The sequence below is a fragment of the Streptomyces avidinii genome (assembly GCF_014650695.1).
GTDB classification, from domain to species: Bacteria; Actinomycetota; Actinomycetes; order Streptomycetales; family Streptomycetaceae; genus Streptomyces; species Streptomyces avidinii.
Window position 1 is genome coordinate 33,140 of the sequence record NZ_BMVL01000022.1, and the last position, 18,522, is coordinate 51,661.

The following is an 18,522-nucleotide window of genomic DNA, read 5'->3' on the forward strand; positions in this document are numbered from 1 at the left end:
TCAACTCCATGGTCTTAGGCGAGATCGCCGAATTCGCTGTCGATGAACGCGAGTACTTCTGCCGCGGTGGCCGTTTCCAGCGAGGAGTCCCCGCTGTCGGTACTGGCCGGGGCCGAACCGGCCTCAAGCTTTCGGAGGATGCGGCGCAACCGGTTGACCACCTCGTCGTGCCTGCCGTCGCCGAGGTCCGGCCCGATCGTCTCCACGCCCGTTTCGAGGCGTTCGAGCTCGCCCATGACCTGGAGCACCGGGTCATGCCGCGGCGGCGCGGCGAGTTCGAGCAGGTGCTCGGTGAGCGCGGCCGGCGTCGGGTGGTCGAAGACCAAGGTCGCCGGGACGGTCAAGGAGGTGGCCGTGCGCAGGTGGTTGCGGAGCTCCACCGCGGTGAGCGAGTCGAAGCCGAGCGCCTTGAACGCCTGGTCGGAGTCGATCTCGTCGGCAGAGCCGTGGCCGAGGACGGCCGCGGTGTGCTCGCGCACCAGGTCCAGGACGAGCCGGTGCCGCTCCGCGGGGGACAGCGGGGCCAGCCGCTCCGTGAGTGACGCCGGGGCTGCCTCGGCCACCCTGCGCGTCACCGCACCCGTGGCCGCCGAGCGCCGCACCCGCACGAGTTCGCGCAGCACGGCCGGAACCGGCCGGTCCGCGTGGTGTGCCCGCAGCCCGGCCAGGTCGAGCTTGACGGGGACGAGCGCCGGGATGCCGCTGAGTACACCGGTGTCGAAGAGGGCGAGGCCCTCCTCGCTGCCGAGCGGGGCGACGCCCGTACGGCTCATGCGCTGGAGGTCGCGCTCGTCGAGGCGTCCGGTCATGCCGCTGGCCACACCCCACAGGCCCCAGGCGAGGCTCGTGGCCGGCAGGCCCTGCGCGTGCCGGTACTCGGCCAGCGAGTCCAGGAAGGCGTTGGCGGCCGCGTAGTTGCCCTGGCCCGCCGCGCCGAGCGTGGCCGACGCGGAGGAGAACAGGGCGAACATCCGGGGTGCCAGGCGCTCGGTGAGACGGTGCAGGTTCCAGGCACCGTCCACCTTCGGGTGCAGTACGGCGTTCAGCCGCTGCGGGTCCAGGGCGGACACGACCCCGTCGTCGGTGACGCCGGCGGCGTGCACGACGCCGGCCAGGCGGTGTTCCGCGGTGATCGAGTCCAGGAGCAGTCCGAGGGCTTCCTCGTCGCCCGTGTCGCAGGCCGCGACCCGTACGCCGGCGCCCAGTTCGGCCAGTTCGGTGCGCAGCCGCTCCACGGCGGGAGTGTCCGTGCCCCGCCGGCCGGCCAGCGTCACGTGGCGCAGGCCGTGTTCCGTGACGAGGTGCCGGGCCAGCAGGGTGCCGAGGGTGCCGGTGCCGCCGGTGATCAGTACGGTCTCGCCCGCCTCGAAGGAGGTGGTGGGGAGGGTCAGTACCGCCTTGCCGGTGATGGTGGCCTGGCTCAACGCGCGGAAGGCACTCCCCGCGTCCCGGATGTCCCATGTGGTGATCGGAAGCGGAGTGAGCGAACCGCGGTCGAAGAGGTCGGCGAGGTGGGCGAGGATCTCGGCGATGCGGTCCGGGCCCGCGTCACCGAGGTCGAAGGCCCGGTAGCGCACGCCGGGGTGCTCGTGGGCGATCCGCTCGGGGTCGCGGGGATCGGTCTTGCCCATCTCCACGAAGCGGCCGCCGCGCGGCATCAGGCCGAGGGAGGCGTCGATGAACTCTCCCGCGAGCGCGTTCAGTACGACGTCCACACCGGCGCCGTCCGTCGCCGCCCGGAAGCTGTCGGCGAAGTCCAGCGTCCGCGAGGACGCGATGTGCGCGCGGTCCAGTCCGCTGCCGAGCAGGGTGTCCCACTTGGGTTCGCTGGCGGTGCCGAACACCTCGGCACCCAGGTGCCGGGCCAGTTGCACCGCCGCCATGCCCACGCCGCCGGCGGCGGCGTGGACGAGTACGGACTCGCCGGCGCTCAGCCCGGCCAGGTCGACCAGGCCGTAGTAGGCCGTCAGGAAGGCGACCGGCGTCGCGGCCGCGGATTCGAAGGACCATCCCTCCGGCATCCGCACGAGCACCCGCCGGTCGGCGACCGCGGTGGGTCCGAACGCACCGGCGACCATGCCCATCACGCGGTCGCCCGGCGCCAGCCCGCTCACGCCGGGTCCTGTCTCCAGGACCACGCCGGCGCACTCCGTTCCGAGCTCGGCCCGACCCGGGTACATGTCCAGGGCGATCAGCACGTCCCGGAAGTTCACGCCTGCCGCACGGACCGCGATGCGCACCATGCCCTCGGCGAGCGGGGTCTCGGCCTCGTCGCAGGGCACCAGGGCCAGGTTGTCCAGCGTGCCGCGCCCGGTGCTGTCCAGCCGCCAGGGGCCGGTGGGCACCGTCAGGGAGGCGCCCGTGGAGGGACGTGTGAGCCTGCGGGCGTACAGCACGCCCCGGCGTACGGCCACCTCGGGCTCTTCCCGGTGCACCGCCTCGGCGACGTGTGCCGGATTCGGCGCGGCGTCGTCGAGGTCCATCAGGAGGACGCGGTCGGGGTTCTCCGTCTGGGCCGAGCGGACCAGGCCGGACACCGTCGCGTGGGCGAGCCGGACCGGACCGGGGGCACCCGGCACGGCAGCGGCGTGGCGGGTGGCGATCACCAGTCGGCTGTCGGCCAGCCGGTCGTCGGCCATCCACCGCTGGAGCAGGTCGAGGGCCCACTCGGCGGAGCGGCGCGCCGCTCCGGCGGCGTCGGCGCCGTCCGTGCCCTCCTCCGGGCACCGGGCGAGCACCGGGCCGGGCTCCTGCGTGCCGTCCGCGAGCGCCGCGGTGAGTGCCGCGAGGTCGGGGTGGTGGCGCCAGGGGCCGTCCAGCGGTTCGCCGAGCAGCACGCAGTCCGCCGGTTCCGGCGCGTCGAGGGAGCCGTCCAACGGCACCCAGCCGGTGGCGAACAGCGCGTCGCCCGCCATGGGCGCCGTCGCTCCGCCGCCCAGCCGCTCCGGAGAGACGGAGCGCATGACCAGCGAGTCGATGGACACGACCGGGTGGCCGTCCGCGTCGGCGGCGTGCAGGGTGATGGTGCCGTCGTCGGAGCGGACGAGCCGGACCCGCAGCAGGTCGGCGCCGACCGCGTGGACCCGTACGCCGCCCCAGGAGAAGGGCAGGCGGGCCGATCCCGGCTCGTCCTCGGCCCGGGCGGCCGGGCCCAGTGCGTGCAGGGCCGCGTCCAGCAGGGCCGGGTGGACACCGAAGCCCCGGGCGTGGCCGCCGTCGCCGGGCAGGCGCACCTCGGCGAATACCTCTTCGCCGCGCCGCCAGGTCCCGTACAGCCCCTGGAAGAGCGGGCCGTAGTCGAAGCCGGCCTCGACGAGTCCGTCGTAGAAGCCGTCCAGGTCGACGGGCTCGGCGTCGGCCGGCGGCCAGACGCCGAGGCCGCCGTGCGGGGTGAACGCGGCGTCGGCCGGGGCGAGCAGGCCCTCGGCGTGCCGTGTCCAGGCGGACTCGTCCTCCTTGGTGTCCGGCTGCGTGTACACGGCGACCGGGCGGCAGCCGGTGGCGTCGGGCGCCTCCAGGACGAGCCGCAGCCGTACGGCCGCATTTTCGGCCAGCGCCAGCGGCGCCGCCAGCGTCAGCTCCCGCAGCTCGCCGCAGCCGACCCGCTCGCCCGCCCAGCAGGCGAGGTCGACGAAGGCGGTGCCCGGCACGAGCACGGTGCCCAGCACCGTGTGCTCGCCCAGCCAGGCGTGCGTGGTCAGGGACAGGCGGCCGGTGGCCAGCACCTCGTCGCCCTGCGGGGAGGGGAGCCAGGCCGTCAGCAGCGGGTGGCCGGCCTCGGCCAGACCGGCCGCCGCCAGGTCACCGGCGGGCCGGTCCGGGAGCGGCCAGAAGTGCTTGCCCTGGAAGGCGTAGGTCGGCAGTTCCACCGTCCGCGCGTCGTGTCCGGTGAACGCGGCCGTCCAGTCCACGTCGGTGCCGTTCACCGACACCGTCGCCAGCGCGTGCAGCAGCGAGGCGGCTTCGGGCCGGTCGGCCCGCAGCACGGGGACGCAGACGGCGGCGCTCGCACCCGCCTCGTCGAGGATCTCCTCGGCCATGGCGGTCAGCGCGCCGCCCGGGCCGAGTTCCAGGAAGGTTCCCGTACCGGCTCCGCGTGCGGTCGCGACGCCGTCGGCGAAGCGGACGGCTTCGCGGACGTGCCGGACCCAGTAGTCCGGGGTGGTCAGCTCGTCGCCCGCGATCGCGCCCGTCAGGTTCGACACGACGGGGACGGCCGGCGCCCGGAACTCCACCGCTGCCAGCACCTCGGCGAATTCGGCCAGCATCGGCTCCATCCGGGCCGAGTGGAAGGCGTGGCTCACCGTCAGGCGCTTGGTGCGCCTGCCCTCTTCGGCGAAGGTCCGGGCCAGTGCGGCCACCGGCTCCTCGTCGCCGGACAGCACGACCGAGCGGGGGCCGTTGACCGCGGCGACGGACACTCCCTGCGGCAGTTCGGGCAGCTCGCCGTCGGCCGCCTGCACCGCCAGCATCGCGCCGCCCGTGGGCAGCGCCTGCATCAGCCGGCCGCGCGCGGCGACGATCCGGCAGGCGTCCGGCAGGCTCCACACCCCGGCCACGTAGGCCGCGGTGAGCTCGCCGATCGAGTGCCCGAGCAGGATGTCCGGCCGCACGCCCCACGAGCGCACGAGCTCGGTCAGGGCGACCTCCAGCGCGAACAGCCCGGCCTGGGTGTGGACCGTCTCGGCCAGTGCGGCTCCGTCGGTGAACACGACCTCCTTCACCGGACGGTCCAGCAGCAGGTCGAGCTGGGCGCAGACCTCGTCGAACGCCGTGGCGAACACCGGGAAGGCCTCGTACAGTTCCCGGCCCATCCCCTCGCGCTGGGAGCCCTGCCCGGAGAAGAGGAACGCCGTCCCGCCCTCGGTGGCGGTGCCCCGCACCACGCCGGCGCCGGAGGTGCCGTCGGCGAGCGCCGTCAGGGCGGCCACGAAGCCGTCGCGGTCCTCGGCGCTCACCACCGCGCGGTGCTCCAGCTCCGCCCGCGTCGCCGCCAGGGAGAAGCCGATGTCACCCACCGGCAGGTCCGTGGCGTTCACGTACGCGGCCAGCCGCCGGGCCTGGGCCCTCAGTCCGTCCTCGGAGCGGGCGGAGACGGACCACGGCACCGGGCCGGTGGTCTGCGGCGTCTGCTCGGGCCGCGGGAGTTCCGCGGTGGCCGGAGCCTGTTCCAGGATCACGTGCGCGTTGGTGCCGCTGATGCCGAACGCCGACACGCCCGCCCGGCGGGGCCCGTCCGTACGGGGCCAGGACCGGCCTTCGGTGAGCAGTTCCACCGCGCCCGAGGACCAGTCGACCTCGGGGGTCGGCTCGTCCACGTGCAGCGTGGTCGGCAGCATGCCGTGCCGGAGCGCCAGCACCGACTTGATCACACCGGCCACGCCCGCGGCGGCCTGCGTGTGACCGATGTTCGACTTCACCGAGCCGAGGTACAGCGGCCGGCCCTCGGCCCGGCCCTGGCCGTAGGTGGCCAGCAGCGCCTGCGCCTCGATCGGGTCGCCCAGCGAGGTGCCCGTGCCGTGCGCCTCCACCAGGTCCACATCGGTGACGGACACGTTCGCGTCCGCCAGCGCCTGCCGGATCACCCGCTGCTGCGAGGGGCCGTTGGGCGCGCTCAGGCCGTTGGAGGCTCCGTCGGAGTTGACCGCCGAGCCGCGCACGACGGCCAGCACCTCGTGGCCCCGGCGGCGCGCCTCGGAAAGCCGTGCCAGGACCAGGACGCCGACGCCCTCGCCCCAGCCGGTGCCGTCCGCGCCCGCCGCGAAGGCCTTGCAGCGTCCGTCCGGGGCGAGACCGCCCTGCCGGGCGAACGCGTCGAAGGCATTGGGGGTGGCCATGACGGCCACGCCTCCGGCGAGGGCCAGCTCGCATTCGCCGTTGCGCAGGGACTGCGCCGCCAGGTGGAGTGCCACCAGCGAGGACGAGCAGGCCGTGTCCACGGTCAGGGCCGGGCCCTCCAGGCCCAGGGTGTAGGCGATCCGGCCGGAGAGCACGCTGCCGACCGCTCCGGTCAGCGCGTAGTCCTGCCCGCCCTCCATGGAGGTGAGCAGGGTGCCGTAGTCGTGCGATCCCGCGCCCACGAAGACACCGGTGCGGCTGCCGCGCAGGGACCGTGCGTCCGCGCCGGTCCGCTCCAGCGCCTCCCAGGAGGTCTCCAGCAGCAGGCGCTGCTGCGGGTCCATCGCCAGGGCCTCGCGGGGCGAGATCCCGAAGAAGGCCGCGTCGAACCGGGCCGCATCCGGGAGGAAGCCGCCGGTCTGGGAGAACGCCGCGTCGGCGGGGACGTCCCAGTTGCGGTCGGTGGGGAAGTCCCCGATCCCGTCCTTGCCGGCCGCGACCAGGTCCCAGAGCCCTTCGGGAGAGTTCGCCCCGCCGGGGAACCGGCAGGCCATCCCGACGATCACCACGGGGTCGCTCTCGGGGGCGGCGGACGGCGCGGACACCGTCTCTGCTGCCCGGTCCTCGCCCAGCAGCAGGGTCCGCAGCTCGGCCGCGGCCGCGAGCGGCGTGGGGTGGTCGAAGACGAGGGTGGCGGGCAGCCGTACCCCGGTGGCCGACGCGAGCCGGTTGCGCAGGTCCACGGCGGTCAGCGAATCGAACCCGAGGTCCTTGAACGGCTTCGCCGGCGCGACGGCCTCGGCTCCCGCGTGCCCCAGGGCCAGTCCCGCCGAGGTCCGCACGAGGTCCAGCAGGACGCGGTCGCGCTCTCCGTCGGTCAGCCCGGCGAGCCTCTCCGCCAGCGGGGACCCGCCGGCGGCCGGTTCCGCGGCGACGGCACGGGCCGCCTCCGGGATCTCGTCGAGCAGGGGCCGCCGCCGGGCCGCGGTGAAGGTCTCGGTGAAGCGCCCCCAGTCCATGTCGGTGACGGTCAGGGCGGTTTCGTCGTGGTCGAGTGCCTGCTGGAGCGCTCCGATCGCCCGGTCCGGGTCCATCGAGAGCACTCCGCCGCGAGCCAGTTCCCGCGCCAGGTCGTCGTCGACCATGCCGCCGCCGGCCCAGCTGCCCCAGGCCACCGAGGTGGCGACGAGGCCGCGCCTGCGGCGGTCGGCCGCGAGCGCGTCGGCGTAGGCGTTGGCGGCCGCGTAGGCGGCCTGTCCGGCACTGCCCCAGACCGCGGCTCCGGAGGAGAACAGCACGAAGGCGTCGAGGTCGTGACCGGCCAGCAGTTCGTCCAGGTGGCGAGCGCCGTCGGCCTTCGCGGCCACGACCTCCGCCCACTGGGCGAGGGTGGTGTCCGTCAGCGCGGCCACACGGTTGACGCCCGCGGTGTGCACCACGGCGGTGACGGGGAATCCGTCCGGGACGCAGGCCAGTGCCTCGGCCAGCCCGTCGCGTTCGGCGACGTCGCAGGCGGCGACGGTGACGTCGGCCCCCAGCTCGCGCAGCTCGGCGACCAGGTCGTCCGCACCGTCGGCGGCCATCCCCCTCCTGCTGGTCAGCAGGAGGTGTCCGGCGCCCTCCCGGGCCAGCCAGCGGGCGACCCGGGCGCCGAGGGCACCGGTGCCACCCGTCACCACGACGGTGCCGTCCGGGCGGGGCCGCCAGCGGCGGTTCGGCTTCGCGCGGTCCAGCGGGGCGCGCACCAGCCTGCGGACGTAGAGTCCGGCGGCGCGCAACGCGTACTCCTGCTCGTCGCCGCTCGCGTCGAGCACGGTGCGCAGCAGTCCGGCGGCCCGCTCGTCGAGTACGGACGGCAGGTCGACGAGTCCGCCCCAGGCGTCGGGGCTCTCCAGCCCGGCGACCCGGCCCAGGCCCCAGAACTGGGCCTGGTGCGGTGCGGACACCTGGTCCGACCGCCCGGTGCCGACGGCGCCGCGGGTCAGGCACCACAGCGGTGCGCCGATACCGGCGTCCCGCAGCGCGTTCAGCAGGGCCAGGGTCCCGGCGACGCCCGCGGGGACCGCGGGGTGCTCGGGGTGCGGCCGGGCGTCGAGTCCCAGCAGGGACACCACGCCGGTCCATGCGGTGCCCTCCGAGGCACGCAGTACGTCCGGGGAGAGCGACGGGCCCGACGGCACGACGGTGACGTGCTCGCCGAGGGCCGAGCGTGCCCAGCGGGCCTCCTCGCCGTCCGGGTCCGCGGTCACCAGCAGCCAGGTACCGGACGGGGCCGGCGCGGCGGCAGGTGCCACCGGCGTCCAGGAGACGCGGTAGCGCCAGCTGTCCGCCAGCGCGGAGTCCTTGCGCCTGCGGCGCCAGCCGGAGAGGGCCGGGAGCAGCGACTGGAGCGACTGGCCGTCCTGGACGTCGAGTTCGGCCGCCACGGCGTCCACGTCGCCGCGTTCGACGGCCTGCCACAGCGCGGCGTCGTCGTCCGCCCCGCCCCGACCGGCCGCCGTGGCGACGGAATCGGGCCAGAACCGGCTGCGCCGGAAGGGATAGGTCGGCAGTTCGGCGCGGGGGCCGCCGGTGGCGCCGAGCACTGCGGTCCAGTCGACGCGGGTGCCGCGTACGAAGGCCTCGGCCAGTGAGGTGGCGAAGCGGTCGGGTCCGCCCTGGTCCCGACGCAGGGTGCCGACGGCGGCGGCGGTGGCGCCGACCGCGTCGATGGCGTCCTGCACGGCGGGAACGAGCACCGGGTGCGGGCTGACCTCCACGAACACGTCGTGGCCCTGGGCGAGGAGGTCCTCGACGACCGGCCCGAACAGCACCGGGCGGCGGAGGTTGCGGTACCAGTAGCCGGCGTCCAGCCCGGCCGTGTCGAGCGGACCGCCCGTGGTCGTGGAGTGGAAGGGGATCTCTCCCGTGCGCGGTGCGATGCCGGCCGTCAGCTCGGCCAGCCGCTCCTCGATCCGCTCCACGTGGGCGGAGTGCGAGGCGTAGTCGACGGGGATGCGGCGGGCGCGTACGCCGTCGGCCTCGCAGCCGGCCAGCAGCTCCGCGAGCGCCTCCGGGTCGCCGGAGACGACGGTGGACCTGCGGCTGTTGTTCGCCGCGACGGAGATCCGGCCGTCCCAGCGGGAGATCCGCTCGGCCGTGTCGGCCGGAGGCAGGGCCACGGACACCATGCCGCCGTGCCCGGAGAGTTCTTCGGCGATCAGCTTGCTGCGCAGGGTGACGAGAGCGGCGCCGTCCTCCAGCGAGAGCGCACCGGCCACGCAGGCCGCGGCGATCTCGCCCTGGGAGTGGCCGACCACGGCGGCCGGCTCGACACCGCAGGAGCGCCAGAGGCCGGCGAGCGAGACGCCCACGGCCCACGAGGCGGGCTGCACGACGTCCACCCGGTCCAGCCCGGGGGCGCCGTCGGCGCCGTGGATGACCTCGGCCAGCGACCAGTCGGTCAGGGGCGCGAGCGCCCCCGCACAGCGGTCCATCCACTGCGCGAACACCGGCGAGGACTCCCACAGCCCGGCGGCCATGCCGGCCCACTGGGCGCCCTGACCGGGGAAGACGAAGACGGTCCGGCCCCGCGTGTCGGCGGTGCCGCGCACCACGCGCGGGTCGCCCTCGCCGCGGGCCAGCGCGCCGAGCGCCGGCAGGTGTCCGCCGGTGGCGTCGGCGAGCACGACCGCCCGCTCGTCCCAGGTCGCCCTGGTGGTGACGAGGGCGCGGCCGATGTCCGCCGCGGGCGCGTCGGGCATCCGGTCGAGCAGGCGCTCGGCCTGCTCGCGCAGGGCCTCTTCGGACGTGGCGCTCAACGCCCAGGGAAATACGGCGGTGGTGAGGACGGACGGCTGCTCGTCCGGCAGTTCGGCGGGCTCGGCGACGAGAGGCGCCTGCTCCAGGATCACGTGCGCGTTGGTGCCGCTGACGCCGAAGGCGGACACGGCCGCACGGCGCGGGCGGTCCTGCGCGGGCCACGGCCGGGTCTCGGTGAGCAGCTCGACGGCGCCCCCGGACCAGTCGACCTCGGCGGTGGGCTCGGTGGCGTGCAGCGTGGCCGGGAGCTGTTCGTGGCGCAGCGCCAGGAGCAGCTTCAGCACGCCGGCCATGCCGGCCGCGGCTTGGGTGTGCCCGATGTTGGACTTGACCGAACCGAGGTAGAGCGGGCGGTCGGCGGGCCGGTCCTGGCCGTAGGTGGCCAGCAGCGCCTGCGCCTCGATCGGGTCGCCGAGCGCCGTACCCGTACCGTGCGCCTCCACGGCGTCGACGTCGCGGGGGGCGAGGCCGGCCTCCGCCAGTGCCTGGAGGATCACCCGCTGTTGCGCGGGCCCGTTGGGCGCGCTGAGTCCGTTGGACGCGCCGTCCTGGTTGACGGCGCTGCCCCGTACGACGGCCAGCACGTCGTGGCCCCGGCGGCGGGCGTCCGAGAGCCGCTCCACCAGTACGGTGCCGACGCCCTCGCCCCAGCCGGTGCCGTCCGCGCCCGAACCGAACGCCTTGCAGCGCCCGTCCACGGCGAGACCGCGCTGCCGGGAGAACTCCACGAAGATGTCCGGGGTGGACATCACCGTCACGCCGGAGGCCAGCGCGAGGTCGCACTCGCCGGCGTTCAGCGCCTGGATGGCGAGGTGCAGCGCCACCAGGGACGAGGAACAGGCGGTGTCCACGGTCATCGCGGGGCCTTCGAGGCCCAGGGTGTAGGCGATGCGCCCGGACAGCACGCTGGAGGCGGTGCCGGTCAGTACGTGCCCCTCGACCTCCGCCGAGCCCAGGAGGGTGGCGTAGTCCTGGCCGTTGGTGCCGACGAACACGCCCGTGCGGCTGCCCGCGAGGGTCGTCGGGTCGATCCCGGCGCGCTCCAGGACTTCCCAGGAGGACTCCAGCAGGATCCGCTGCTGCGGGTCCATCGCCAGGGCCTCGCGCGGCGAGATCCCGAAGAACGCGGCGTCGAAGCCGGCCACGTCCGCAAGGAAGCCGCCCTCGCGGACGTAGCTGGTGCCCGCCCGGCCCGGGTCGGGGCTGTAGAGACCGTGGAGGTCCCAGCCGCGGTCCGACGGGAAGGGGCCGATGGCGTCCCGCCCGTCGAGGACGAGCTGCCACAGGTCCTCGGGGGTGCGGACGTCGCCGGGGAACCGGCAGGCGGCCGCGACGATCACGATCGGATCGTCGTGGTCGCGCACCGCCGCCGTGCGCTCCACGGCTGCGGCGGACGTCCCCTCGATCCCGGCGGCGAGGTGCTCGACGAGCCGGCCGGGAGTGGGGTGGTCGAAGACCAGACCGGGCGACAGCCGCCTCCCGGTGGCGGCGGCGAGCCGGTTGCGGAACTCGACGCCGATCAACGAGTCGAAGCCGAGGTTCCGGAAGGTCCGGTCCTCCTGGATCCGGGCGGTGGCGGGCAGGCCCAGTACGGCCGCGGCCTCGGCGGTGACCAGCTTCGCGAGTGCGCCGCGCAGCGCCTGCCCGGCGAGGCCGGCGAACCGGTCGGCGGAGGCGTCCGTGCCGGAGCGGCGGGGCTCTCGCTGCCGGGCCCGGCGCACTTCGGCGACGCCGTCGAGCAGCGGGTTGGGCCGGCCGGTGCCGGAGCCCTCCGCGAAACGCTCCCAGTCGACGTCGGCGACGGTGACGGAGTTCTCCCCGTCGTCCAGGGCGCGGCCGAGCTCGGCCAGCGCCCGGGCAGGATCGAGCGGGACCAACCCGGTGCGCGCCAGCTGGCGGCGTGCGGCCTCCGTGTCGGCCGCCATTCCGGCGCCGGCCCACGAGCCCCAGGCCACCGCGGTGGCGGGCAGACCGAGCTGGGCCCGGTGGACGGCGAGGGCGTCCAGGTAGGCGTTGGCAGCGGCGTAGTTGCCCTGTCCGGCCAGGCCCACCGAGCCCGCGAAGGAGGAGAACAGGACGAAGGCGGTCAGGTCGAGGTCGCGGGTGAGCTCGTGCAGGTGGCGTGCGCCGATGGCCTTGGGGCCGGCGACGGTGGCGAACCGGTCGGGGGTGAGCGCATCGAGGACCCCGTCGTCCAGCACACCTGCGGCGTGCACGACAGCGGTCAGCGGCCGGTCCTCCGGCAGCCCGGCGAGCAGTGCCGCGAGGGCGTCCCGGTCGGTGACGTCGCAGGCGGCGACGGTGACCTCGGTGCCCGATTCCCTCAGGCGGGCGGCCAGTTCGACCGCACCTTGCGTTTGCGCGCCCCGCCTGCTGGTCAGCAGTACGTGCCGGGCGCCCGCTTCGGCGAGCCAGTGGGCGATGTGCGTGCCCAGTGCGCCGGTCCCGCCGGTGACCAGAACGGTCCCGTCCGAGAGCGCGGGGTGGTCCCCGCGGGCGTCGCCGCCCCGGGTGGTGACGCGGCCGAGCCGCCGCGCGAGCAGGCCGGCGGCACGAAGGGCCACCTGGTCCTCCCCGCTCGTGCCGGTCAGGACGGCGCACAGCCGGGCACGGGCCCGGTCGTCCAGGGCCGCGGGCAGGTCGGCGAGACCGCCCCAGCGTTCGGGGTGTTCCAGGGCGGCGACCCGGCCCATGCCCCACAGCTGCGCCTGCTCGGGGGCGTCGAGCGGGTCGGAGGGGCTCACCGCGACGGCGCCGCGGGTCAGGCACCACAGGCGGCTGTCGCCGCCGAGGTCGCCCATCGCCTGGAGCAGTACGGCGGTGGCGGCCGTTCCGGAGGCGGGCGAGCCGTCCAGCGCGAGCAGCGACACGACGCCGGCGCCGTCCTCGCCGAGCGCCGTGCGCAGCGCGTCGGCGACCTCGGCACGGGTGGGCCCGGCCGCGTCCAGCGCCACCACGACGGGCTGTGCCCCGTACTCGCGCAGCGCGTCGGCCACGGCCTGCGCGGTGGTCTCGTCGGGCCCTGCGGAGGGAACGACCAGTGCCCAGGTCCCGGTCAGTACAGGGCGGGGGCCGTCGGGTACGGCGGCCCAGGTGACGCGGTAGCGCAGGGAGTCGGCCGGGGCGGAGGAGGAGCGCGTGACCGGGTCGACCCAGTAGCGCTCGTGCTGGAAGGCGTAGGTGGGCAGATCGATCCGCCGGGCTCCGTACGGAGCGAACAGGGCGGGCCAGTCCACGTCCGCACCGGCGGCGTGCAGGCGGCCGGCCGCGGTCACGGCGGACCGGGCCTCGTCGCCGCCACCCCGCAGGACGGGTACGGCGGTGACGTCCGCGTCGCGGCCCGCGTCCGCGAGGACCTCCTCGGCCATCGCGGTCAGCGGGCCGCCCGGGCCGAGCTCGAGCAGCTTGTCCACTCCCAGGCCCAGCGCCGTGGTGACGGCGTCGGCGAAGCGGACGGTCTCGCGGGCATGGCTCACCCAGTAGGCCGGCGTGAGCAGTTCGTCGCCCGCGACGGCCCCGGTCAGACCGGAGACGACGGGCATCCTCGGCCGGTGGAACTCCACCGAGGCGAGCACGTCGGCGAACTCCGCCAGCATCGGGTCCATCAGGGACGAGTGGAAGGCGTGGCTGACGACCAGCCGCTTGGTGCGGCGCCCCTGCCCGGCGAAGTCGCGGACGAGCGCGTCCACCGCGGTCTCGTCGCCCGACAGCACGAGCGACCGGGGGCCGTTGACGGCGGCGACGGACACGCCCTCGGGCAGCGGCGGCAGTTCGTCCTCGGTGGCCTGCACCGCGGCCATCGCGCCGCCCGCGGGCAGCGCCTGCATCAGCCGGCCGCGGGCCGCCACGACACGGCAGGCGTCCGACAGCGTCCACACCCCGGCGACGTGGGCGGCCGCCAGCTCGCCGATCGAATGGCCCAGCAGCACGTCCGGGCCGATGCTCCAGGAAGCGACCAGCTCGAACAGCGCCACTTCCAGCGCGAACAGCGCGGGCTGGGCCCACTCGGTCCGGTCCAGCGCCTCGGCGTCGCCGAACACGACGTCCTTCAGGGAGCGTCCCAGCAGCGGGTCCAGATGTCCGCACACCTCGTCGAACGCCGCGGTGAACACCGGCTGGGTCTCGTACAGTTCGCGTCCCATCGCGACACGCTGCGAACCCTGTCCGGTGAAGAGGAACGCGGTCGATCCGTCGCCCCGCGCGACGGCGCGCACCACTGCGGCGGCGCTCTCGCCCGCGGCGAGAGCGCTCAGCCCGGACAGGAACTCGTCCCGGTCCGCGGCCGTCAGCAGCGCCCGGTGCTCCAGGCCCGCCCGGGTGACGGCCAGCGACAGGCCCACGTCCGCCGGACGCGGCTCCCGCGCCCGGACGTGATCGGCCAGCCGCAGCGCCTGGGCCCGCAGCGCCTCCTCGGAACGGGCCGAGAGCACCCACGGGACGATTCCGGCCGGCTCGTCCGTGGGCTCGTCCTGCACCGCAGCGGGTGCCGCCTGCTCCAGGATGACGTGGGCGTTGGTACCGCTGATGCCGAACGAGGACACGCCGGCCCGGCGCGGGCGGCCCGGCGCGGGCCAGGCACGCGCCTCGGTCAGCAGCTCCACCGCGCCCGCGGACCAGTCCACGTGCGGCGAGGGCTCGTCGACGTGCAGGGTCCGCGGCAGCGTCCCGTGCTGCATGGCGAGTACGGACTTGATCACACCGGCGATACCGGCGGCGGCCTGCGTGTGCCCGATGTTCGACTTGACGGAGCCGAGCATCAGCGGAAGGACCCGGTCCTGGCCGTAGGTGGCCAGCAGCGCCTGCGCCTCGATCGGGTCGCCCAGCTTCGTGCCCGTACCGTGCGCCTCCACCATGTCCACGTCGGCGGCGGCCAGCCGGGCGTCGGCCAGCGCCTGCCGGATGACGCGCTGCTGAGCGAGGCCGTTGGGGGCGGTCAGACCGTTGGACGCGCCGTCGGAGTTGACGGCGGAGCCGCGTACGACCGCCAGGACCCGGCGGCCGTCGCGTACGGCGTCGGAGAGGCGCTGGACGGCGAGCATGCCGACGCCCTCGCCCCAGCCGGTGCCGTCGGCCGCGGCCGAGAAGGCCTTGCAGCGGCCGTCGCCGGCCAGGCCGCCCTGGCGGGAGAACTCCACGAACGCCCCGGGGGTGGCCATCACGGTGACACCGCCCACCAGCGCGAGGTCGCACTCGCCGTCGCGCAGGGCCCGCACCCCGAGGTGGAGCGCCACCAGCGAGGACGAGCAGGCCGTGTCCACGGTCAGCGCGGGGCCCTCGAGGCCCAGGACGTAGGCGATGCGCCCGGACAGCACGCTCGGCGCCGTACCGGTCATGACGTGGCCGTCGGACTCCGAACTCTCGTGCAGCCGGGGCCCGTACTCCGAGGGGCTGGCGCCGACGAACACGGCGGTGCGGCTGCCCCGCAGGGACAGCGCGTCCACGCCCGCCCGCTCCAGCGCCTCCCACGAGGTCTCCAGCAGCAGCCGCTGCTGGGGGTCCATCGCCAGGGCCTCGCGCGGCGAGATCCCGAAGAATCCGGCGTCGAAGCCGGCCGCGTCCGGAAGGAAGCCGCCCTCGCCGGCGAACCCGGCGGGCAGTTCCCAGCCGCGGTCGGCGGGCAGCGGCGAGATGGCGTCGCCCTCGGCGGACACGAACCGCCAGAGTTCCTCGGGCGAGTCGATGCCGCCCGGGAAGCGGCAGCTCATGCCGACGATCACGATGGGGTCCTCCCCCGCGGCCCGGGCGACGGCCCGGTCCTCGGAGGCGGCCGCCTGCGGCGCGTCCGCCTGCAGCCGCCGGGCGAGGGCGTCCGGCGTGGGGTGGTCGAACAGCAGCGTGGTCGCGATGCGGCGGCCGGTCGCCTGCGTCAGGCGTTCGCCGAGCTCGGCCAGCATCAGGGAGCTGAAGCCGAGCTCCTTGAAGGCGGAGTTCATCGCGATGTCGTCCGGGGACTCGTGGCCGAGCACCAGGGCCGTGACGGAGCGCACGAGCTCCGCCACCGTGGGGCCGGACTCCGTCCCGTCGGTCTGCGGAGCCGCCTCGGGGGCCTGCTCCTGGGGCCGGACGCCCCGGCCCGGCGCGGGGCGCGCCGCGCCGGCGGTCCGCTGCGCCCCCTCCGCCAGCCAGTGGCGCCGGCGCTGGAACGCGTAGGTGGGCAGTGCCGCCCTGCGGGCGCCGGCCTCCGTGGCCAACCGCGCCCAGTCCATCGGGACCCCGCGGACGTACAGCGCCGCGAGCGCGGCGAGCGCCGCTTCCGGCTCCTGCCGGTCACGGCCCCGGAGCAGGGGAACGCACACCGCTTCGGCGCCGCGCAGGCAGTCGCGGGTCATCGCCGACAGCACGCCGTCGGGGCCGAGTTCGAGGATGGTGGTCACGCCCTGGTCCTCGAGGAGGCGCACTCCGTCCAGGAAGCGGACGGAGCCGCGCACGTGCCGGACCCAGTAGTCCGGCGAGCAGGCCTCGTCCGCGGTGAGCAGCCGGCCCGTCTCGTTGGAGACGACCGGGATCCGGGGGGCGTGGAAGGTCAGGCCCTGCGCCACCGCGCGGAACTCGGCGAGCATCCCGTCCATGTGCGGGGAGTGGAAGGCATGGCTGACGCGGAGCCGCTTGGTCTTGCGACCCTGTTCCGCCCAGTGTGCGGCTATCCCCAGTACCGCGTCCTCGTCACCGGCGATCACCGTGGAGGCCGGTCCGTTGAGCGCGGCCACGGCGACCGAAGCGCCGTCACCGAGGAACGGCAGCAGTTCCTCCCCGGTGGCCTGGACGGACACCATCGCGCCGTTCGACGGCTGGGCCTGCATCAGCCGGCCGCGCGCCGCGACGAACGTGCACGCGTCCTCCAGGGACAGGACGCCCGCCACGTGCGCCGCGGCCAGTTCGCCGACGGAGTGGCCCAGCAGGAGCTGGGGGGCCAGGCCGCAGTGCTCGGCCCACCGGAAGAGGGCGACCTCGACCGCGAACAGCGCGGGCTGGGTGAACTCCGTACGGTCCAGCAGGTCCGCCTCGGGCGAGCCCTCGCCGGCGAACAGCACGTCGCGCAGGGGAAGCCGCAGATGCGGATCCATGGCGGCGCACACCTCGTCGAGCGCCGCCGCGTACTCCGGAGAGGCCTGGTAGAGCGAGGCCGTCATGCCGGGCCGCTGGCTTCCCTGGCCGGAGAAGAGGAAGGCGAGGGAGCCGTCGGAGACGGAGCCGCGCACGGTGTCGGCCCCCGGCGAACCGTCGGCGAGGCGGCCCAGAGCGGCCGTGGCCTCGTCCGGTCCGGCGGCGAGCAGCACCGCGCGGTGTCCGAAGGCGGTCCGGCTGGTGGCCAGGGCGTGGGCGACGTCCCGGAGCGGTCGGCCCGGGTGGGCTTCGAGGTGTTCGCGCAGCTTGCGGGCCTGGGCGCGCAGCGCCTGCTCGTCCCGGCCCGAGACGAGCAGCGGGAAGGGCGTCGCGGACGGCCGGACGCCGGCCCCGGACGGTGCGGGGGCGCCGTCCCATTCGGTGAGCACGGCGTGGCAGTTGGTGCCGCCCATGCCGAAGGAGCTCACGCCGACGACGAGCCGGCCGGCCCGCTCGGGCCAGGCCGTGAGCTCGGTGTTGACCCGCAGGCCCAGCTCGTCCAGCGGGATGGCCGGGTTGGGGGACCGGTAGTTGAGGCTGGCGGGGATCTCGCGGTGCCGCGTGGCCAGTACGCCCTTGAGGAACCCGGCGATGCCCGCGGCGCCCTCGAGGTGCCCGATGTTGGTCTTCACGGAGCCGACGAGCAGCGGCCGGTCGGCCGGGCGTCCCGCGCCGAGCACGGCGCCGACGGCCGCGGCCTCGACCGGGTCCCCGGTAGGGGTGCCCGTACCGTGCAGCTCCACGTATGCGACGTCGCCCGGGGCGATCCCGGCCTGCTCGTACGCGGCGGTGATCACCGCCTCCTGGGCGCTGCGCTCCGGCACCGTGAGGCCGTCGCCGCCACCGTCGTTGTTGACCGCGCTGCCGGCCAGCACGCAGTGGATGTCGTCCCCGTCGGCCACCGCGTCGGCGAGGGGCTTCAGCACGACGAGGCCGCCGCCCTCACCCCGTACGTAGCCGTTGGCCCGGGCGTCGAAGGTGTAGCAGCGGCCGTCCGGGGACAGCGCGCCGAAGCGTTCCACGGCGAGCGTGCTGTCCTCGGAAAGGATCAGGTTGACGCCGCCGGCCAGGGCGACGGAGCACTCGCCGCGCCGCAGGCTCTCGGCTGCCAGGTGGACGGCGACGAGGGACGACGACTGCCCGGAGTCCACGGTGAAGCTCGGCCCGCGCAGGCCCAGTGCGTAGGAAACCCGGTTGGCGATGAGTGCGCGGCTGAGCCCGGTGGTCGTCTCGGGGGTGACGGCCTCGTCGCCGATGGAGCGCACCAGGGCGGCGTAGTCGTCGGCGATGGCTCCGACGAAGACACCGGTCCGGCTGCCCTGCAGGCGACCGGGCACGATCCCCGCGTCCTCCAGCGCCTCCCAGCCCAGTTCGAGGGTGAGCCGCTGCTGCGGATCCATCGCCGCGGCCTCGCGCGGGGAGATTCCGAAGAACCCCGCGTCAAAGGTGTCCACGGACTCCAGGAAGCCGCCCCGCGCGGGGGTGTGGGGGCGCTCGTGCGAAGCCGCGGTCACCGCGTCCCCGCCGCCTCTCAGGAGGCTCAGCAGTTCGTCCGGGCCGGCCGCTCCCGGCAGCCGGCACGCGATTCCCACCACCGCGATGGGTTCGGAAGATCCTGCCTGGAGTTCAGCGGCCTTTGACTCGGACCGACCCGCCATGTGCTTCCCTTTACGTCACGAGGATTACGCGAAGCGCGCTCGAAGCGGCACGTGGCCGCAGTCCACTGCGAATATCCGGTCGGGCCGCCCCTAGCCCCAACCACTAGCCGACCCCTTAGCC

At 75.2% G+C, this 18,522-nt stretch carries 1 protein-coding gene; it reads right to left on the reverse strand.

Translation table 11 applies throughout. The features are described 5' to 3' along the window. Positions 1–14: 14 nt before the first annotated feature. Complete coding sequence (locus tag IE257_RS39050) at positions 15–18,338, reverse strand: type I polyketide synthase (RefSeq protein ID WP_189973982.1); 18,324 nt, start codon at positions 18,336–18,338, stop codon at positions 15–17. Positions 18,339–18,522: the final 184 nt, after the last annotated feature.